This is a genomic window from uncultured Tateyamaria sp., from assembly GCF_947487805.1.
Lineage (GTDB): Bacteria > Pseudomonadota > Alphaproteobacteria > Rhodobacterales > Rhodobacteraceae > Tateyamaria.
Window position 1 is genome coordinate 108,974 of record NZ_CANKXW010000010.1, and the last position, 18,253, is coordinate 127,226.

The following is an 18,253-nucleotide window of genomic DNA, read 5'->3' on the forward strand; positions in this document are numbered from 1 at the left end:
CTTTGCGGCGGCGGCGTCAGGGGGCGGGCAGGGTGATCGTCATCCCGTCAAAGGCGGGCTCGATGTGGTCGGGCGTTTCGGCCATGACCGTGTCGTAATCCAGGTCGATATGCATGTTGGTCAGCACGGCGCGTTTGGGGCCCACACGGTCGATCCAGGCCAGCGTGTTGTCTAGATGGCTGTGCGTGGGGTGCGGGTCGCGGCGCAGCGCGTCCACGATCCAGCAGTCGAGCCCGTCGAGCAGGGGCCACACGTCATCGGGGATCACGGCCACATCCGGCAGGTAGGCGAGGCCCGCGATGCGGAAGCCCAGGGCGTCGATGCTGCCATGGCCAACCTTGAACGGGGCAAAGGTGATGGGGCCGCCGGGGCCATCGATCACCGTGTCGCCGTCGATCGTATTCAGCTCGAGGATCGGCGGATAGGGCGAGCCCTTGGGCTGTACGAAGGCATAGGCAAAGCGGTTGATCAGGTCGTCCTGCGTGTCGCCGTCCGCCCAGACTTGCAGCCGGTTGCGCATGTTGAAGACGATCATGCGCAGATCGTCGATGCCGTGTACGTGGTCGGCATGGGCGTGGGTATAGATCACCCCGTCAAGGCGGCCGACGCCCGCCGCCAGCAGTTGATTGCGCAGGTCGGGCGCGGTGTCCACCAGCACGGTTGTCGTGCCCGATGGCCCGCTGCGTTCAACCAGAAGCGAGCAGCGCTGGCGTCGGTTTTTCGGGTTGGCGGGGTCGCAGGCGCCCCAGTGCCCGCCCAGGCGCGGCACGCCACCCGATGATCCGCAGCCGAGGATGGTGAATGTCAGCGTGTCGGTCATGGCTGCACCCCGTGGACTGCGGCCTTGGTGAACAGCCGGTCGAAATTCGCCTGCGTCTGTGCCGCAAAGGCGGCATAGTCGAGGCCCATCGTCTCGGCCCCCACACGGGCGGTGTGGGCGGTATAGGCGGGTTCGTTGCGTTTGCCGCGATGGGGCGGCGGGGCCAGATAGGGCGCGTCGGTTTCCACGAGGATGCGGTCGAGCGGGGCGGCGGCAAAGATGTCGCGGACCTCCTGGCTTTTGGGAAAGGTGGCGATGCCCGACATCGACAGGTAGAAGCCCAGATCCAGTGCGGCGCGCGCCAGTTCGGGTGACGAGGAAAAACAGTGCATGACGCATGTATACGCGCCGTTGCGGAATTCCTCGGTCAGGATCCGGGCCATGTCGTCATCGGCGGCACGGGCGTGGATGATCAGCGGCAGACCTGTTTCGCGCGCCGCCGCGATATGGGTGCGCAGCGAGGTTTGCTGGATCTGGGCACTGTCGGCGGTATAGTGGTAATCGAGCCCGGTTTCCCCGATGCCCACGAATTTCGGATGCGCCGACAGGGCGATCAGGTCGTCTGTTGTGGCCAGCGGCTCGGATGCCGCACTCATCGGGTGGGTGCCCGCGGCGTAGAATACGGGCGCGTGCGCCTCGGCGATGGCGCGCACCTGCGGCTCCAGCCGCAGCTTGGTGCAGATGGTGACCATGCGCGTGACGCCGGCAGCGGCCGCGTTTTCGATGATCTGGGGCAACTGCCCTTCGAAATCCGGGAAATCGAGGTGGCAATGGCTGTCGGTGATTTCGGGTGTCATCTGGCGGGGGCTGTCTGCGAAAGTTTGAACAGCGTATCTAGGACCAATGCGGCAGGGTCAAGGTTCACCGCCCGCCCGTGTTGGGCCCGCGCCAGTGCGGTCTGGGCGGTGTCGGCCCAGGCGCGGGCCTGTGCGGGGTCTGCGGCCAACCGGGCGAATGTCGCGCCCTCGTTCGGGGCGGCATCGACCTGCGGCGGGTGACCGGCCCCGGTCCGCGCCAGCCGCGCAAGGGCCACGTCGATCAGGGTATAGAGCAGATCCAGCTTTTGCTCCGCGCCGCGTTGGGCGGCAGCCTCGGCCAGAGACAGGGCGCGGGCGCGATCCATGTTCGGCATGCTGGAGAGCAGTTCGATGATTTCATTGTAGATTTTCAGCCCGTCCATGAGCGACAGCCGCATGGCCTCGCCCACGGAACCGGCGCTCAGCTCGGCCAGGGCGGCACCGTTTGGCCCCGGATCCACGCCCGCCTGCGCCATGGCGGCGGCCATGTCCTGCGACGACAGCGGGGTCAGACGCAGGGTCCGGCAACGGGACCGGATGGTGGGCAGAAGGCGGCTGGGCTGGTGGCAGACCAGCAGCAGCGTGGTGCGCGCTGGCGGCTCTTCGAGCATCTTCAGGAGCGCGTTGGCGGCATTCACGTTCATATCATCGGCGGCATCGATGATCACCACGCGCCGCCCGCCATCAGTGGCCGACAGCTGAAAGAAGCTGCCCAGGGCGCGGATGTCATCGACGGTGATCTGGTCGCGCAGGCGTTTGGTCTTTTCGTTCTCCGTGCGTCGCACGGCCTTGAGCCCCGGTTCGGCCCCGGCCGCGATCCGGCGGGCGATGGGGTGGTCGGGCGATATGGCGAGCGTGTCTGGCACGGGCGCGCCGAACATGTCGTCGGGGTCGGGATCCGGCGTCGCCAGCAGGAAGCGCGCGATGCGCCATGCCAGCGTCGCCTTGCCCACGCCGCGCGGCCCGGTGATCAGCCACGCGTGGTGCAGCCGCCCGGTGTTGAACGCGCCCAGAAAGGCGCGCTGTGCCGCGTCCTGCCCGATCAGGTCAAGCGTTTCGGACGGGTGCGGTGCGCCGGGAATGCGCGTGGGATCCTGAGCGTCATCTGCCATGGCGCTGGTGTAGCACCGCCGCGGGGGCAGGGGCCAGAGCGTGCAGCGGTTTTAGCGCGCGGCGGCCAGATAAGTGACAACAGTCTTCTGCACGTCCGTGGCCACCGCATCGATGTCGCGCGCGCCGTCGATGATGCGAAAGCGCGATGCAAATTCGCGGGCGAGGTCCAGAAACCCGGCGCGCATCTTTTCCTGCAACCCGGTGCCGAAATCCTCGAACCGTTCCTCGACCCCCTGCCGGCCCTTGGCGCGGGCCAGCCCCTGGGCCGGGTCCATGTCAATGAGGACGGTCAGGTCCGGTTCGCGCGTGATCATCAGGCTGTGCAGCACATCCACCTTGCCGCGCAGATCGCCACGGCTGGTGCCTTGATACATGCGGGTGCTGTCGGCAAAGCGGTCACAGATGACAATCTTGCCCTCGGCCAGTGCCGGTTCAATCAGCCGTTCCAGATGGTCGCGGCGCGCGGCGGTGAACAAAAGCAGCTCTGTCTCGGCGGACCAGCGGTCGGGATCGCCTTGCAGGACAAGGGCGCGGATTTCCTCTGCGCCCGGACTGCCGCCCGGCTCGCGGGTCAGTACGACGTCATGGCCCGCATCGCGCAGGTGATCGGCGAGGATTCGGGCCTGGGTGGATTTGCCCGATCCGTCGATCCCTTCGAAGCTGATGAAGTGGCCGGGCAGGGGCCGGGGTGGTGTCACACGTCACCTTCGGCGTCGGAGGGGGCGTTCATCCGCTCAATCAGCGACAGGGCGGCGGTCGACAGCTTGGCCAGAAAGCCACCATGGGCCACGTCCGTTTCCGCCACGAGGGGGAAGCGCTGTTCCGGCAGGCCCTCGGGCTGGATCACCAGTTCGGCCAGCGGTGTGCCTGCGGTCACGGGCGCCTGAACGGGGCCGGTATAGACCACTTCGGCGGCCACATCGGCACCCGACAGAATGGGCAGCAACACGGAAATGTCGCCTTCGGGGACAAGGCCCACCTCGGGTTCGGCCCCTTCCCACACGCGGGCGGTCGCGATGCGTTCGCCACTATCCGCCACGGTGCGTTGTGCAAACTGGCGGAAGGCCCAGTTCACGATCGCCTCGGATTCCTGCGCGCGCGCGGCAGCGGTATCAAGGCCGGAGATCACGAAGACGACGCGGCGGTCGCCCTGTTTGGCGGACCCGGTGAGGCCATAGCCTGCCTCCTGGGTGTGGCCGGTCTTGAGGCCATCGGCCCCGATCCCCAGCCCCAGAAGCGGGTTGCGGTTGAAGCGGTTGGAGGATTCATTGGCGTCGAAAAGGAACTCCTTTTCCGCGAACATCGGGTAGAATTCCGGGAAATCCGTGATCAACCGTTGCGACAGCAGGCCCAGATCACGCATCGACATGCGGTGCCCGGCGGCGGGCCAGCCGTTGGAATTGGCGAATGTGGAGTTGGTCATGCCCATCTCCTGCGCGCGGCGGGTCATGAGCCGGGCAAAGCCTGCTTCGGTTCCGTCGGGGCTGAGCGCCTCGGCGATGACGGCGCAGGCATCGTTGCCCGACAGCACGATGATGCCGCGGATCAGGTCCTCAACGCTGACCCGTTCGCCCTGTTTAAGGAACAGGGTCGAGCCGCCATAGCTGTTGGCATGGGCCGAGACCGCCAGTTGGTCGGTCATGTTCAATTGGCCGCGCGCGATGGCCTCGAACGCCATGTAGAGCGTCATCAGCTTGGACATCGACGCAGGCGGCAGGGGCGCGTCCGCGTTCTTGTTCAGCAGGACGGTGCCGGTGGTGTGGTCGATCACATAGGCCGCCGTGGCGCGCGTCTCGAACGCGGCCAGGGGCAGGGCGGTGGAGATCAGCAGGGTGGCGGCAGCAAGTGTGCGGATCAAGGCGTGCTCCTATACGGGTCAGTTCGAGACGGCGTAGGCGTCCGTGAACCCCTCAGATTTGATCTTGGACAGCAGCTGTTTGCGTTCCGCGGCCGTTCCGGCCGGGCCCACGACGACGCGCCAGAACGGTTTGCCGCTGCGTTCGAATGTCTTGACGGTGGGGATGATGCCCGCGCCACGCATCTGTTTGGCGGTGCGTTCGGCATTGGCCTCGACCGAGAAGATGCCGATCTGGATGAACGGCTTGGACAGGCCCGTGGCGGGCGCGCGCGCGGCGGCTGGCGTGGCCTCTGGCGCGGGTTTGGGTGCGATGCCGGTGGCCGCAGGGGCGGGCGCGTCGATCGCGGCGGCGGCACTTTGGATCGGATCGAGCGGTGTGGCGACCACGTCCGCAGGGGCGGCCACCAGATCGGCCTCGACGGGCGCGTCGAGTTCCGGCGCGACCGAGACCTCTTCCTTGCGCAGGGCGGTCACGTTCAGCTGTGCGGGGGCACCGGCCAGCATGCCAAGGGCCTCGGCGGCATCAGAGCTGATTTGCAGGCGCGGACCGGGGATGTCGCGTTCGCGGCGGAAGAGGGCGCCGACGACGAACTTGTCATTCGTGGTGTTGCGGATGATCACGCGTTCAGGCTCGGTCACATCCGGGTGCGCGACCCAGACCCCACCCAGCGACGGACGTCCGTCCCAAAGCCCGTCTTCGGTTGCGGAGAAGACATCGGGGGCCTCCACATCGCGTTCCACGGTCTTGATGGCGCTGCCCGGTTCGGGCTGATCGCTGGTGGAGGTGTTGGATTTGAACGCATCCATCGCCACGAACTGCCCGTTTTCGTTGCACCCGGCCAGAAGACCAAGGGCGAGAACAAGGGTGACGCTGCTGCGAAGTGTGGAACGGGAAAGTGTTCTGCTCATGGACCAAGTCCTTGCCTGCTGTTGCCTGTGGGGCCGTTTTTGGCCGGTGCCTTTGCGACACGTATTTTATCCCGCTTGAACGGGTATGTGCGCGCAGCATAGCGCGTGGACGGCGCTCTGAAAAGCTTTGCGTGTGCAGATCGGCAATTTTCCCCGTGTGTCTGGGGATTTGCAGAATCGGATGCCGATCCGTAAAGCAGCGTCACCGGAGGTTTGGCAGAGTGGTCGAATGCGGCGGTCTTGAAAACCGTTGGGCGTGAGAGCGTCCCGTGGGTTCGAATCCCACAGCCTCCGCCACCATCAGCTTTTACTGAAACTCATAAGGCGGCGCAAAACCCATTAAATCTCAAGTTTTATGAGGTTTAGGGTTGTTGCTCGCCTTTGTTGCGTTTTGTTCAGTTTCGTCTATATTTATTCATACCGAGGTATAGATTGTGGTATAAATGGCGGCGCTGGGCGGTAAGCTGACAAAGAGGCTGGTGGAGAACTTGGGGCCGGGGCGTCACGGCGACGGGTCAGGCCTCTATCTTGTTGTGGACCCATCAGGCGCGCGCCGCTGGATTGTCCGTGTCACAGTCAAAGGACAGAAAAACCGAAAGGGTGCACCTCTGCGCACCGATTTTGGCTTGGGCGGTGCGGATGTCGTCACGTTGAACGCAGCCCGCGAGCGGGCCTTGGAATATCGGCGCATGGCGAAATCGGGCCTCAACCCCCGCTTCAATGCGCGCCAAGAGGTGCCGACCTTCGAAGAACTCAGTCAGCAAGTCCATATCGAACGCCTGCCCACATGGAAGAACGCCAAGCACGGCCAGCAATGGCTTAACACCTTGCGTGATTATGCTTTTACCAAAATCGGGCGGATGCCTGTGGATAGCATCGGCCAGCCAGAAGTGCTGATGTGCCTCGCTCCCATCTGGACTGACAAACACGAAACCGCAAAACGCCTCGCCCAGCGCATCAAAACAGTGCTGGACGTGGCTAAGTCCAAGGGTTTCCGCGAAGGCGAGAACCCGGTCACGGCGGTGCGCGAGGCTAAAGTTCTGCCAACGGTGAAAGCCAAAGTGAAGCATCACGATGCGATGCCGTGGCAAGACGTGCCAGCCTTCTATTCGGAATTGAGCAAGCGCAGCGCGGTTGCGGCCAAGGCCCTGCAATTCACTATCCTAACCGCATGTCGCACGTCCGAGGTGCTGGAAGCCCGTTGGCCTGAGGTGGACTTCGAGGCGCGTGTCTGGACCATCCCAGCAGAGCGTATGAAAGCGGGCGAGGAACACCGCGTTCCCCTGACCAATGAAATGCTGGCGATACTGGAACCGCTCAAGGCGATGGCGTCAGAGTTTGTCTTTGAAGGCCAGAAACGCCACCAGCCGCTAAGCAATATGTCGATGCTGATGCTTCTGCGACGGATGGGGCGGGATGCCTACACCGTGCACGGGTTCCGCAGCACGTTCCGAGATTGGGCCTCAGAGGCTGCTGGAGCGCCGCGTGAGGTGGCCGAGGCCGCTTTGGCGCATCAGGTCGGCTCTGAGGTGGAACGGGCCTATGCGCGCTCAGATGTGTTGGAACGGCGTAGAATTCTGGCGTGCGATTGGTGTGTGTTCGTTGCCGATGTCAGTTACATACAAGAGGTCATTTAGGTGTTTGCACCGGTCGGTTACACAGACGTACGCAGCATTATGGCGACGCTAATCAGAGGTTTAGACGAAGAGAATGGGCTGTACTTTCCGTCGCTTGAGCACATCGAAGTTAAATATCTGTCTTGGCTCGCTTGGCGGTACGGCGAGTTCGACTTTATAGAACAAACAGTGTTCGAAACTGCACTAATACATGGGCTGTTTCTTTGTTCGCCGGATGGAAAGGCTGTCAAAATTTCGGTAAACCCAGCGGCGCTAACGCAAGCCTCCGCTATCGACCTTTACGAAGATGACGAAAGCTTTTTTGCACTCAAGGAACGGTTGATAACCGGAGTGCCTGTTAGCAAGGGAACACAGCAAGACGAAAGTACAGACCCATGGGCCAAACATAGGACCGGAGGCTATCGTTCCGTGCCGATGGTTTATTCCCGATCCGACTACATTGTGCGCCTCACTAACCACGATGAGTATTTGAAGCGTTTGGATAACTCAGGGTTCCATGTCCTAGCAAATTATCCGATGCTGTTTGGCGATGTTGTAGAAAACTGGCGACCATTCGAAGGCTGGTCCATTTGCGTTTTGGATTCCTGCACAAAAGAGTTTTCGATCGACGCCATGCGGCCCAAGATTCATTACACAATATTCTCAGCGATTTGGGACAATGCTGACGAAATGTTTGCCCATTTGTTTGAACCAACCGAACGAAAGCCAAATGTGCTGGGCAAGGTCGCATCGGAGACTAGGGCGCTTCAATTGGCTGAGGGCTTGCTAACAAGCGAAAGCTACAGGTTTTTTACTTTGGATAGACTGAGAAAAGACATCGTTGTCGATTTGGGCGAGCGCGCATGGAGACGGGTCGTTGACCAGTTGCGTCCAAATTTCCCGTTTATCTCAAAACCTGGTCGGAAGTCTTGACGGCGTAATGATACACTTTTTTTTATGACGCCTATTTGCGGACAAAAGCTAAGGTAAATTTCAGTCATCGCAACCAACCCAAAGAGGGAATTTGCCGATGGCAGCAATCTACGACCAAGACCGCATCTACTTCCCCGAAGACCCTGAACTCCGTATTCTGGGCAGCGTGGAAAAACTAGCCCAATGGCGGCACCGCAATCGCGGGCCAGCCTTTCTGCGCATCGGGCGGCGCATCGGGTATCACGGCACCGATCTAAATGCCTACCTCTCCGCCCAGCGCATCGACCCAAACTCAAATGAGGCCGCATAGTGAAAAACCCCAACTCGTCTGAGCGGGTCGGGGTTTTTCGAGTGACAGAGACTGCCACCGTGACAAGTCCAGTTTCTGCCACGCGATGCCCGGACCCGGCAAGGGGAAACCGCCAAAGGTTCTTCCTGTCACCCGTCACACACGCGGTTGAACCCCTCCGCATATTCAAAGGACGCATCGACCATGTCTAACGATTGGTACAGCAAAACATCCCAAGTCTATTGGACGTGCAAGGCGCTTCTGGAGGGGCGCACCATCACACACATGGATGAGATTGGCGAAACACGTGGTTGGCGTTTGGGGGCGATTATTCATCGGCTGCGCCGCCACTATGAATGGCCCATCGAAACCGAGTATCGCGGCCCCGAACGCATTGCGCACTACAGCCTGTCCGCAACGCGTAAGCGGCAAAGCCTCAAATGGCCGAGGTCTGCCAAACGCCTTGGCCCGGACGATGATACCGGGGGCGAACATGGCTAATCCTGGAGCAACAATCGGGGGGCGGTTTTGCCGCCCCACCATTCGCGCGCGCGCGCGTGAGGGTCACGTTGGGGTCTGCCTATGACGGATCGAACCTATAAGCGGAAAAAGCGCGGCACAGGGCGTCATGTGCAGTTGTCAGAGGCGCTTCAATCAACCGAGGCATGGGCAACGCTCAAACCCGGCCCGAGAGCGCTATACGTCGAACTCAAGCGCCGCTATCGCGGCAACAATAACGGGCGGCTGGTCCTGAGCCACAGAGATGCGGCCAAGGCTCTGTCAGTGCATCGCAACACCGTTGGGGCATGGTTCACTGAACTGGAGCGGCGCGGCCTAATCTACATGGTGCGTGGCGCGTTCCTTGGGCCGTCTGGTGTAGGGGAGGCACCACATTGGGCATTGGCTGAATTGCCAACCGCTGATGGGCAGTCTGCCAACTGGGCGTTCAGGTCATGGCGGGAAAATCAGAAACCCGTCACAGAAAACCGGACGCGCCGGCACAGGGATTGTGACGGTCACGCGGTTTCGGCTGGCTCTGAGAACTTTGGCGTCCTGAAAATTGTGACGTGAGGCTGATTTATTTAATGCCACCGCAGCACAGTTTTTGGGCCATATATACATCTAGCCATAGTGTGATGTGCCGACGTAGCTGGCGCGTTTGGATGCAGTAGATCTGCTAGTCTATGCTAAGCTCAAACAGGGCTTTCATGTGAGGAACATTCAATGCGTGTTTTGGTTGGACTGTTGCTTTGCGCATCGCCCGTCTCCGCAAACTCATACGTCTACGAGTGTCGGGGCGAACCCGCCTATCTGGGCGCGAGCATAGATAAGTCGGGTCGGCCCTGCAAATTGGTCACTGTTCCGCGTGACCACGCAGGCGAATTTCGCAAGATAGAATCAGAGGCAGGCAAGCAGCATAAAGCGCGGCGGGCAAAAGAGCGTTGGGAACAGTTCTTGGAACAACATGGCGAGTAGATTGCCTTTGCGCGGTCAGAGCAAAAAACGGGTTTAGCGATATTCGTTGACGGGGCCGTCGGTTCCCTATGGGAGTGTTCCTAGAGATCGGCCCCCCCCCATCACCCTAAAGTTTCGGCCCAAATTGAGAGGTTAGCCAATTGGTTTCGAAGGCCACGGTCGAAGCGCACCATCAGTTGTGCATCTTTACCATGCGACGTTCCGGCGTTCTGCATGATGGTTACACGACCAACTGGGTTTGGCGAAATGCGCAAACGCTGGAGGAAACCGGACGCATGGCGATGCGGGTGAGTGCCTCTGCCGTGCATCTCAGCTATCGCCTCCGCTGGGGCATGGGCGATTGGGAAAGCATCAGCGACACCATTTTTCTCAGCATTACCCAGCCAGAAAAGGGCGGTGTGCGATGGTGGTTTGAGTGTCCCGGTTGCCACGCGCGCCGTGCCAAGCTGTATCTGAGCACCTATTTCCGGTGCCGTTCGTGTCTCGGTCTTTGCTATTCCAGCCAATTGGAGCACACCCGTGACAGAGATTTGCGAAGGTTCTTTAAGCGTCGGCAGTCGCTGGGCGTTTTTGGCGGCATTTGCGAGCCGTTCCCAGCGAAGCCAAAGTGGATGCGCTGGGCAACTTATCATCAGCTACATGCGCAAGACTGCCGAGACATTACGCGCATCGACGCGCACACGATCAAGTTGCTAGAGCGAGTAGGCGAAATTTACTAGCGCATACCATTCAAGTGCTTAGCCCTCTTCGTCATGAGCCTGCGCGGTCTTGGCAAGAAACTCAATTGCAAACCGCTTCGCGCCTTCCAAAGCCTGAACGTTGAAGTTTTGACCGACGACGTAAGAGGTATGCGACGTGACTGACACCTCTGTGAAGCCATCAGTGCCACGCACATTCGCAGGCATTCGGAAGTCGAAGATAATCACCCCTGAACACACGCCGTTGGTCAGCCGTTCGCCTAATACGGTAACCTCAACCATCGATTTCAAAGTCACGCCCCTGCCAATCACCTCAAAACCACCTATGTCTAGTTGGTCGGTAAGATAGGTTCGAACCTCTCCAATGTTGGTCCAGCAACCGTTTATTGCTTTGTCATGTATGTCGATGCGCATTGGATTGACGGTTTCGTATTTGATGACGTCTTCAACGCCTATCCATTGAGAGAACCCGGGGCTTGCCCAAAGAAGCATACCCGCGCAAAGAACGCCAAAACGCATAAAAGCTCTCCTATCGCTTGCCCGCAGTTAAGTTATCGCAAGAGTAGGCTGCAATGTAATTTTGAGAGACTTGAAGCTTAGAGGTTGTATGCTCCACACTCTAGTGTCGCTAAAGTCGAGAGGAATCGACTGGCGGGGTATGAAGTGTGGTATAAATACTATCGTTTGATAAATTCATACGTAAAAACAAGTGATTGGAAGATTTGTTTGGCTGACACAGCATCCGCCATTTGCCCTGTCAGGCCGGAATTGGCGCCGCGCGCCCGTGTTCAGGAGCTGATATGACCGACAACGCACCCGATTATGCCTTTGCCCCCGCACCTGTGGTCAGCCTGCCGATTGAGGGGCACGCCGAGCGGTTTCCGGTGCGGCGTATTTACTGCGTCGGGCGCAATTATGCGGCCCATGCGGTCGAGATGGGGCATGATCCGGACAAGGAGCCGCCGTTCTTTTTCCAGAAACCCGCGGACACGATTGTGCAGCCGGGTGCGGATTTCCCGTATCCCGCACAGTCGAGCGATGTGCATTTCGAGATGGAGCATGTGGTGGCCATTGGCACCGGCGGGGCGGACATTCCAGTTGAGACGGCGCTGGATCACGTTTTTGGCTATGCTGCGGGCCTCGACATGACGCGGCGCGATCTGCAAGGCGCGGCCAAGAAGATGGGTCGCCCGTGGGAAGTGGGCAAGGCGTTCGAGAGCTCTGCGCCGATGTCGGCCATTCGCACCGTCGCTGATATCGGGCACCCCGCGCGCGGGGCCGTGCGCCTGTGGGTGAATGGAGAGATGCGGCAGGACGGTGATCTGGATCAGCTGATTTGGAAAACCCAGGAGGTGATTGCGCATTTGTCGGCGCTGTTCACGCTGGCGCCCGGTGACCTGATCATGACGGGCACACCTGCGGGTGTGGGGCCGGTGGCGCGCGGTGACGAGATGGTGGGCGAGGTCGAGGGGATCGGGCGGGTCGAACTGCGCGTGGTCTAGTCGCGCGGTCCGGGGTCGAGCCTGCCCAGTAGATCCAGCAGGGTCTCGTAGTTTTCTGTGCCCAGCGTGGCGCGGAACCCGTCCACGATCTGGCCCGCGCGATGGCGGTGGTCGTCGATGATCTTTTGCCCGGCGGGGGCCAGCGCGATCATCTGGCGACGCCGGTCCACGGTGTCGCGGGTCTGGGTGATCAGCCCCTTGTCGCGCATCGCACTTGCGATCCGGGTCAGGCTGGGAAAGAGCAGGCTGGCGCGGTTGGCCAGCGTTTTGGTGTCCATGGACCCGGCCTCGTCCAGCACCCGCAGCACGCGCCATTGCTGTTCCGTGATGCCGGTTTCCGACAGCATCTCGCGGATGGGGGCCATAACCCCCTCGCGGGCGCGGATCAGCGCGATGGGCAGGGATCTGGAGGTCGAGGGCAGCGGGTCGGTCATGCGGGCGCGCCTGTGTCAAAGAGGTCCTGGCGGTGCTGCCAAGGTACACTTGACAATGCAAGCAGGGTTTACTTAACCTGTCAATAATTAACATGTTAACGATACTGCCCCGCGGCAGATCCTGGGGGCCGAGATGGCAACACTGAACGACAATCTGGAAAAGCTGGACGGGTTTCTGGCGCGGTTTCGCGCGCACGGGATCAAGAACCGCATTGCCGGCGCGGACCGGGACGGCGGGGGCGGTGTCTTTGCCAGTGTCTCGCCCGTGGACGAAAGCCATATCTGCGATGTGGCGCGCGGCGACGCGGGCGATATCGATGCGGCCGCACAGGCCGCACACGCCGCCTTTGCCGAGTGGCGCGACATGCCCGCGACCCAACGCCGCGCCATACTGATCCGTATCGCCGAAGGGATCGAGGCGCGGGCCGAGGAAATTGCGCTGTGCGAATGCTGGGACACCGGGCAGGCCTATAAATTCATGTCCAAGGCCGCCCTGCGCGGGGCAGAGAATTTCCGCTATTTCGCCGATCAGGTGGTGCAGGCCCGCGACGGCCAGCACCTGAAGTCTCCCACCTTGATGAACATCACCACCCGCGTGCCGATTGGCCCGGTGGGCGTCATCACGCCGTGGAACACGCCCTTCATGCTCTCCACCTGGAAAATCGCGCCGGCGCTGGCCGCGGGCTGCACGGTGGTGCACAAACCCGCCGAAGCCTCGCCGCTGACCGCGCGGCTGCTGGTCGAGATCGCCGAAGACGCGGGCCTGCCCCCCGGTGTGCTGAACACCGTGAATGGCTTTGGCGAGGAGGCGGGCAAGGCGCTGTGCGAACATCCCCTTATCCGCGCCATCGCCTTTGTCGGAGAAAGCCGGACCGGCAGCCTGATCACCAAACAGGGGGCCGATACGCTGAAACGCAACCATCTGGAGCTGGGTGGCAAGAACCCGGTCATCGTCTTTGACGACGCGGAACTGGACCGGGCGCTCGATGCGGTGATCTTCATGATCTATTCGATCAACGGCGAACGGTGCACCTCGTCCTCGCGCCTGTTGGTGCAGGACACGATCCGCGCAGCGTTCGAGGCCCGTCTGGTTGAGCGGGTCAATGCGATCCGCGTCGGCCATCCGCTGGACCCCAAGACGGAAATCGGGCCGCTGATTTCGCAGGAGCATTACGACAAGGTCACCGGCTATTTCGACACCGCGAAGGCGGACGGTGCAACGATCGCCGCAGGCGGCGCGCCTGCGGGGGATACCGGGTATTTTGTCAAGCCGACCCTGTTCACCGATGCCACCAACGACATGCGCATCGCGCGCGAGGAGATTTTTGGCCCTGTGCTGACCTCGATCCCCTTTGCAACCGAGGACGAGGCGCTGTCCATCGCCAACGACACACCGTACGGTCTGACGGGATATGTCTGGACCAACGACCTGACACGTGCGCTGCGCTTTACCGACCGGCTGGAAGCGGGGATGATCTGGGTCAATTCCGAAAACGTGCGGCACCTGCCCACGCCCTTTGGCGGGGTCAAGGCCAGCGGGATCGGGCGCGATGGCGGCGACTGGTCCTTTGACTTCTACATGGAGCAAAAGCACATCGGCCTGGCCACGGGTCAGCACAAGATCACCAAGCTCGGAGCGCTGTGATGCCTGTACCTGCACCGAACCTGTACCCCGATTTCAACACCATCCGGCTGAGTCATGTGTGCCTGAACGTGGCGGATCTGGCCGCATCGCGGACGTTTTACACCGATATTCTTGGGATGCAGGTGACCGACGAGACCGACAGCCACATCTATCTGCGCGCAATGGAGGAACGGGGCCACCACTGCATCATCCTGCAACGCTCGGACCAGCCGGGCACGGTCGAGGTGATGGGGTTCAAGACCTTTGACGAGGGCGATTTGGACCGGGCGGCGGCCTATTTCGAGGGCAAGGGGCGGCCCACATCCTGGGTCGACCGGCCCTATCAGGGGCGCACATTGCTGACCTCGGACAATATGGGCATTCCGCTTGAGTTCTATCACCGGATGGACCGCCTGCCGCCGATCCATCAGCAATACGCGCTTTATCGCGGGGTCAAGCCGCTGCGGATCGACCATTTCAACTGCTTTTCCACGGATGTGGACGCCTCGGTCGCGTTTTACAGCGATTGGGGGTTCCGGGTGACGGAGTACACCGAGGATGAGGACAGCAAGCGGCTGTGGGCCGCGTGGATGCACCGCAAGGGCGGGGTGCATGACATGGCCTTTACCAACGGGACGGGACCGCGGATGCACCATGTGGCGTTCTGGGTGCCGACACCGCTGAACATCATTGACCTGCTCGATCTGATGGCGACCACCGGCTATGTGGATCATATCGAGCGGGGGCCGGGGCGGCATGGGATTTCCAACGCGTTCTTCCTTTATATCCTCGACCCGGACGGGCACCGGATCGAGATTTATTGCTCGGATTACCAGACGGTCGATCCGGATCTTGAGCCGATCAAGTGGGATCTCAAGGATCCGCAGCGCCAGACGTTGTGGGGTGCGCCCGCGCCGCGCAGCTGGTTCGAGAACGGATCGCCCTTTGTGGGCGTGACGCCGCGCGCGTCGGATCTGGCCGCAAGCCCGATCATCGCGCCATGACCAGCCAGGGAGAGACCATGCGATTTGCCACATTCTCGGCGCAGGGGCGCACGCATTACGGGGCCGTGACGGATGCGGGCCTGATCGCGCTGGATGGCGATTTCCCGGACTGGCCGACCTTGTGCTCTGTCATCCGCGGTGGCGGGTTGGCACAGTTGGAGCAGGCCGCAGTGGGGCGCGACGTGACCCATACAGAGGTCGCGTACGAGATGGTGCTGCCCGATGCGCAGCGGATCCTGTGCGTCGGGGTCAATTTCCCTGACCGCAATGCCGAGTACAAGGACGGCAGCGCGCAGCCGAAATATATGTCGCTTTTCCCGCGCTTTGCCAGCGGCTTTACCGGCCACAACCGCCCGCTGATCCGCCCGCCGGAAAACCACACGCTGGACTACGAGGGCGAGGTGGCCGTGATCATCGGCAAGGCCGGGCGGCGGATCGCGCCCGAGCACGCCTATGACCATATCGCGGCGCTGACCATCTGCAACGAAGGCACCATCCGCGACTGGGTCCGGCACGCCAAGTTCAACGTGACCCAAGGCAAGAACTGGGACCGGTCGGCGGCCATGGGGCCTTGGATCGTGCCGTTCCAGGAGGCCGCACAGCTGGACGAGGCGCGCATTCTGACCCGCGTGAACGGCGAGGTGCGGCAGGACGATGTGCTGCGCCGGATGATGTTCCCGGTGCGCGCCGAGATCGCCTATATCTCGACATTCATGACGCTTCAGCCCGGTGATATCATCGTGACCGGCACGCCAACGGGGGCCGGGGCGCGGTTTGATCCGCCCCGCTATCTCGCGCCCGGCGATGTGGTAGAGGTCGAGGTGAACGGCATCGGCACCCTGCGCAACACCGTGGAGGACGAAGTGCTATGACCCCTGAAGATCACGCAGATGCCGCCGCCCGCCTGCTGGAGGCGGAGGCGACGCGCACCCAGATCGGGCTGCTGTCGCGGGCGCATCCCGAGATGGGCATGGACGACGCCTATGCCATCCAGTCCGCGATCCTGCGCGCCAAGCTGGCGCAAGGGCGCGACGTGATCGGGTGGAAGATCGGTCTGACCTCGAAGGCGATGCAATATGCGCTCAACATCGACATCCCCGACAGCGGGATCCTGTTTGACGACATGCTCTTTGCCGATGGCGCGCGGGTGCCAAAGGGGAGGTTCATCCAGCCCAGGATCGAGGCCGAGATCGCCTTTGTCATGGGCCGTGCACTGGGCGGTGCGGATGTGACGCGGGCGGACGTGATTGCGGCCACGGATCATGTGGCGCCCTCTCTGGAGATCCTCGACACCCGCATCCTGCGGGCCGATCCGGAGACGGGTGCCACGCGCAACGTCTTTGACACGATCAGCGACAATGCGGCCAATGCAGGCATCGTGCTGGGCGAGGCGCGGCACGCGGTGGATGCATTCGATCTGCGCTGGGTCGGGGCGATCACCACGCGAAACGGCGCGGTCGAGGAAACTGGGCTGGGGGCCGGGGTGCTGAACGACCCGGTGGAAAGCGTCGTCTGGCTGGCCCGGCGCATGGCGGAATACGGCCAGAGCATCCAGCCCGGTCACGTGATCCTGTCGGGCAGCTTTATCCGGCCGGTGGAATGTCCCGCAGGCGCCGAGATCCACGCCGATTTCGGCCCCTTCGGCCATGTCAGCGTGGCCTTTGACTAGGCCGCGTTAGCCGTAGGTGTCGCGCAGCGCGTTTTTCTGCACCTTGCCCATCGTGTTGCGGGGCAATTCGGACGCCACCTCGTAACGGCGGGGGTGTTTGAACCGCGCCAGACGCGACCGTACGGATTCCGACAGGCTGTCGGTGTCGATCTGGCGGCCCGCATCGGGCACCACGACGGCCACGATCGCCTCGCCGAAATCGGCGTCGGGGATGCCGATCACGGCACTTTCCGACACGCCGTCGATATCGTTCAGCACGTCTTCGATTTCCTTGGGATAGACGTTGTAGCCGCCGGTGATGATCAGATCCTTTTCGCGGCCCACGATGGACAAGTACCCGTCCGCATCGATCTGACCCAGATCGCCGGTGATGAAAAATCCGTTCTCGCGCAGCTCGGCCGCGGTTTTCTCGGGCATTTGCCAATAGCCCTGAAAGACGTTGGGCCCGCGCACCTCGATCATGCCGACGCCGCCGGGGGCCACTTCGTCGCCGCTTTGCGGATCGGTCAGGCGGACCTCGACCCCCGGCAGGGGGTGGCCCACCGTGCCGGGCCTGCGGTCGCCGTCATAGGGGTTCGAGGTGTTCATGTTGGTTTCGGTCATGCCATAGCGTTCGAGGATCGCATGCCCGGTGCGTGCGGTGAACGCCTCGTGGGTTTCGGCCAAAAGCGGGGCGCTGCCCGACACGAACAGGCGCATGTTCGACACCAAATCGGCGCTCAGGCGGTCATCGGACAAAAGCCGGGTGTAGAAGGTGGGCACGCCCATCATCATCGTGGCGCGGGGCAGGGCGGCCATGATGGCGTCAAGATTGAAGCCGGGCATGAAATCCACAGTCGCCCCCGCCAGCAGGCTGGTGTTCAGCGCGACAAACAGCCCGTGGGTGTGAAAGATCGGCAAGGCGTGCACCAGCCGGTCGGCATCGGTGATGCGCCACAGATCGGTCAGCGCTTTGGTGTTGGACAACAGGTTTGCGTGGCTCAGCATCGCGCCCTTGGAGCGGCCCGTGGTGCCGGAGGTATAGAGCAGCGCGGCCAGGTCGTCCGGTCCGCGCTCTGCGGTGTCGAAGATATCGGGCAGGGCGTTGAGCCCGTCGGTCAGGCTGCCCGTGCCGTCAGCGTTCAGGGTCAGAACCTGCGCGCCATTTGCGATCTCCTGCATCTGCGTGGCCGTGCCGCCATCGCACACGATCAGCGCGGGCGTGGCGTCGCCAACGAAATAGGCGACCTCGTCGCGGGTATAGGCGGTGTTCAGCGGCAGGAACACGCCCCCCGCCTGCACGGTCGCGGCATAAAGCATGACCATCTCGACCGTCTTGGGGGCCTGCACGACCACCCGGTCGCCCACGTCCAGTCCGGATTTGCGCAAACGGTGCGCCATCCGCGCCACTTGCCGGACAAAGGCCGCATAGCTGATGTCATCCGCCCCGTCCTGCACCAGGAACGGATGCGTGTTCTGGGCGTGGGGCGCGATCAGATGATCATAGAGGTGGTTTGCCACGGGGTATGTGT

At 62.0% G+C, this 18,253-nt stretch carries 20 protein-coding genes and 1 tRNA gene; 12 read left to right on the plus strand and 9 right to left on the minus strand.

Going from position 1 to position 18,253, the window contains the following annotated elements; all coding sequences use genetic code 11:
- Positions 1-16: 16 nt before the first annotated feature.
- From Q0949_RS19360 to Q0949_RS19385, 6 genes are read right to left on the minus strand one after another with little or no spacing between them, the layout of a single operon-like run.
- A complete protein-coding gene (locus tag Q0949_RS19360; RefSeq protein ID WP_299376342.1) occupies positions 17-820 on the minus strand; it encodes an MBL fold metallo-hydrolase in 804 nt (267 codons plus the stop codon).
- A complete protein-coding gene (locus Q0949_RS19365; protein ID WP_299376345.1) occupies positions 817-1,617 on the minus strand; it encodes a TatD family hydrolase in 801 nt (266 codons plus the stop codon). Before Q0949_RS19365 ends, Q0949_RS19360 begins: the two co-directional genes overlap by 4 nt.
- Positions 1,614-2,729 (minus strand): DNA polymerase III subunit delta', encoded by a 1,116-nt coding sequence (locus Q0949_RS19370; RefSeq protein ID WP_299376347.1) that lies wholly within the window; start codon positions 2,727-2,729, stop codon positions 1,614-1,616. Before Q0949_RS19370 ends, Q0949_RS19365 begins: the two co-directional genes overlap by 4 nt.
- Before the next feature lie 51 nt (positions 2,730-2,780).
- Positions 2,781-3,428, minus strand: coding sequence for a dTMP kinase (tmk, locus tag Q0949_RS19375; RefSeq protein ID WP_299376349.1), 648 nt, complete (start codon positions 3,426-3,428; stop codon positions 2,781-2,783).
- Positions 3,425-4,588, minus strand: coding sequence for a D-alanyl-D-alanine carboxypeptidase family protein (locus Q0949_RS19380; protein ID WP_299376352.1), 1,164 nt, complete (start codon positions 4,586-4,588; stop codon positions 3,425-3,427). The genes tmk and Q0949_RS19380 overlap by 4 nt, the downstream gene beginning before the upstream one ends.
- An 18-nt stretch (positions 4,589-4,606) precedes the next feature.
- Entirely contained in the window at positions 4,607-5,395 is a 789-nt protein-coding gene (locus Q0949_RS19385; RefSeq protein WP_299376530.1) for an SPOR domain-containing protein, read from the minus strand.
- A 309-nt stretch (positions 5,396-5,704) separates the two neighbouring features.
- On the opposite strand from Q0949_RS19385, the gene Q0949_RS19390 reads away from it, so the two are divergent.
- The 7 genes from Q0949_RS19390 to Q0949_RS19420 all read left to right on the plus strand — a co-directional run bounded on the left by Q0949_RS19390 (position 5,705) and on the right by Q0949_RS19420 (position 10,530).
- Positions 5,705-5,794, plus strand: a tRNA-Ser gene (locus tag Q0949_RS19390).
- A 146-nt stretch (positions 5,795-5,940) separates the two neighbouring features.
- Complete coding sequence (locus Q0949_RS19395) at positions 5,941-7,134, plus strand: site-specific integrase (protein WP_299376354.1); 1,194 nt, start codon at positions 5,941-5,943, stop codon at positions 7,132-7,134.
- Entirely contained in the window at positions 7,135-8,046 is a 912-nt protein-coding gene (locus tag Q0949_RS19400) for a hypothetical protein (protein WP_299376357.1), read from the plus strand.
- A gap of 97 nt (positions 8,047-8,143) precedes the next feature.
- Positions 8,144-8,356 carry a MerR family transcriptional regulator gene (locus tag Q0949_RS19405; RefSeq protein ID WP_299376359.1) on the plus strand — a complete coding sequence of 71 codons (213 nt, stop codon included), beginning with the start codon at positions 8,144-8,146 and terminating at the stop codon, positions 8,354-8,356.
- 183 nt (positions 8,357-8,539) lie between these two features.
- On the plus strand, positions 8,540-8,836 hold the full coding sequence (locus Q0949_RS19410; protein ID WP_299376361.1) for a hypothetical protein: 297 nt from the start codon (positions 8,540-8,542) through the stop codon (positions 8,834-8,836).
- Between the two features lie 81 nt (positions 8,837-8,917).
- Positions 8,918-9,406: a hypothetical protein gene (locus Q0949_RS19415; protein WP_299376363.1), complete on the plus strand. Its 489-nt coding sequence runs from the start codon at positions 8,918-8,920 to the stop codon at positions 9,404-9,406.
- Between the two features lie 545 nt (positions 9,407-9,951).
- Entirely contained in the window at positions 9,952-10,530 is a 579-nt protein-coding gene (locus Q0949_RS19420) for a hypothetical protein (RefSeq protein ID WP_299376366.1), read from the plus strand.
- Positions 10,531-10,548: 18 nt separating this feature from the next.
- On the opposite strand, the gene Q0949_RS19425 is transcribed toward Q0949_RS19420, so the two are convergent.
- Positions 10,549-11,028 carry a hypothetical protein gene (locus tag Q0949_RS19425; protein ID WP_299376368.1) on the minus strand — a complete coding sequence of 160 codons (480 nt, stop codon included), beginning with the start codon at positions 11,026-11,028 and terminating at the stop codon, positions 10,549-10,551.
- 281 nt (positions 11,029-11,309) lie between these two features.
- On the opposite strand from Q0949_RS19425, the gene Q0949_RS19430 reads away from it, so the two are divergent.
- Positions 11,310-12,011: a fumarylacetoacetate hydrolase family protein gene (locus Q0949_RS19430; RefSeq protein ID WP_299376371.1), complete on the plus strand. Its 702-nt coding sequence runs from the start codon at positions 11,310-11,312 to the stop codon at positions 12,009-12,011.
- On the opposite strand, the gene hpaR is transcribed toward Q0949_RS19430, so the two are convergent.
- Positions 12,008-12,445, minus strand: coding sequence for a homoprotocatechuate degradation operon regulator HpaR (gene hpaR / locus Q0949_RS19435; protein WP_299376374.1), 438 nt, complete (start codon positions 12,443-12,445; stop codon positions 12,008-12,010). The genes Q0949_RS19430 and hpaR overlap by 4 nt on opposite strands.
- A gap of 133 nt (positions 12,446-12,578) precedes the next feature.
- On the opposite strand from hpaR, the gene hpaE reads away from it, so the two are divergent.
- From hpaE to hpaH, 4 genes are read left to right on the plus strand one after another with little or no spacing between them, the layout of a single operon-like run.
- Positions 12,579-14,090, plus strand: a complete 1,512-nt coding sequence (gene hpaE / locus Q0949_RS19440; protein ID WP_299376377.1) for a 5-carboxymethyl-2-hydroxymuconate semialdehyde dehydrogenase — start codon at positions 12,579-12,581, stop codon at positions 14,088-14,090.
- A complete protein-coding gene (gene hpaD, locus Q0949_RS19445) occupies positions 14,090-15,073 on the plus strand; it encodes a 3,4-dihydroxyphenylacetate 2,3-dioxygenase (protein ID WP_299376380.1) in 984 nt (327 codons plus the stop codon). Before hpaE ends, hpaD begins: the two co-directional genes overlap by 1 nt.
- Before the next feature lie 17 nt (positions 15,074-15,090).
- A complete protein-coding gene (locus Q0949_RS19450) occupies positions 15,091-15,945 on the plus strand; it encodes a fumarylacetoacetate hydrolase family protein (protein ID WP_299376382.1) in 855 nt (284 codons plus the stop codon).
- Positions 15,942-16,742 carry a 2-oxo-hept-4-ene-1,7-dioate hydratase gene (gene hpaH, locus Q0949_RS19455; RefSeq protein ID WP_299376385.1) on the plus strand — a complete coding sequence of 267 codons (801 nt, stop codon included), beginning with the start codon at positions 15,942-15,944 and terminating at the stop codon, positions 16,740-16,742. The genes Q0949_RS19450 and hpaH overlap by 4 nt, the downstream gene beginning before the upstream one ends.
- Before the next feature lie 6 nt (positions 16,743-16,748).
- Here hpaH and Q0949_RS19460 read toward each other — a convergent pair whose 3' ends face one another.
- Complete coding sequence (locus Q0949_RS19460) at positions 16,749-18,242, minus strand: malonyl-CoA synthase (RefSeq protein WP_299376388.1); 1,494 nt, start codon at positions 18,240-18,242, stop codon at positions 16,749-16,751.
- Between the last annotated feature and the right edge of the window lie 11 nt (positions 18,243-18,253).

Coding starts and splice junctions, on each gene's coding strand:
- Q0949_RS19430 (WP_299376371.1), top strand. CDS start 11,310: ATGACCGACAACGCACCCGATTATGCCTTTGCCCCCGCACCTGTGGTC.
- Q0949_RS19415 (WP_299376363.1), top strand. CDS start 8,918: ATGACGGATCGAACCTATAAGCGGAAAAAGCGCGGCACAGGGCGTCAT.
- hpaH (WP_299376385.1), top strand. CDS start 15,942: ATGACCCCTGAAGATCACGCAGATGCCGCCGCCCGCCTGCTGGAGGCG.
- Q0949_RS19385 (WP_299376530.1), bottom strand. CDS start 5,395: ATGGATGCGTTCAAATCCAACACCTCCACCAGCGATCAGCCCGAACCG.
- Q0949_RS19450 (WP_299376382.1), top strand. CDS start 15,091: ATGCGATTTGCCACATTCTCGGCGCAGGGGCGCACGCATTACGGGGCC.
- hpaR (WP_299376374.1), bottom strand. CDS start 12,445: ATGACCGACCCGCTGCCCTCGACCTCCAGATCCCTGCCCATCGCGCTG.
- hpaD (WP_299376380.1), top strand. CDS start 14,090: ATGCCTGTACCTGCACCGAACCTGTACCCCGATTTCAACACCATCCGG.
- Q0949_RS19370 (WP_299376347.1), bottom strand. CDS start 2,729: ATGGCAGATGACGCTCAGGATCCCACGCGCATTCCCGGCGCACCGCAC.
- hpaE (WP_299376377.1), top strand. CDS start 12,579: ATGGCAACACTGAACGACAATCTGGAAAAGCTGGACGGGTTTCTGGCG.
- Q0949_RS19405 (WP_299376359.1), top strand. CDS start 8,144: ATGGCAGCAATCTACGACCAAGACCGCATCTACTTCCCCGAAGACCCT.
- Q0949_RS19365 (WP_299376345.1), bottom strand. CDS start 1,617: ATGACACCCGAAATCACCGACAGCCATTGCCACCTCGATTTCCCGGAT.
- Q0949_RS19425 (WP_299376368.1), bottom strand. CDS start 11,028: ATGCGTTTTGGCGTTCTTTGCGCGGGTATGCTTCTTTGGGCAAGCCCC.
- Q0949_RS19360 (WP_299376342.1), bottom strand. CDS start 820: ATGACCGACACGCTGACATTCACCATCCTCGGCTGCGGATCATCGGGT.
- Q0949_RS19410 (WP_299376361.1), top strand. CDS start 8,540: ATGTCTAACGATTGGTACAGCAAAACATCCCAAGTCTATTGGACGTGC.
- Q0949_RS19395 (WP_299376354.1), top strand. CDS start 5,941: ATGGCGGCGCTGGGCGGTAAGCTGACAAAGAGGCTGGTGGAGAACTTG.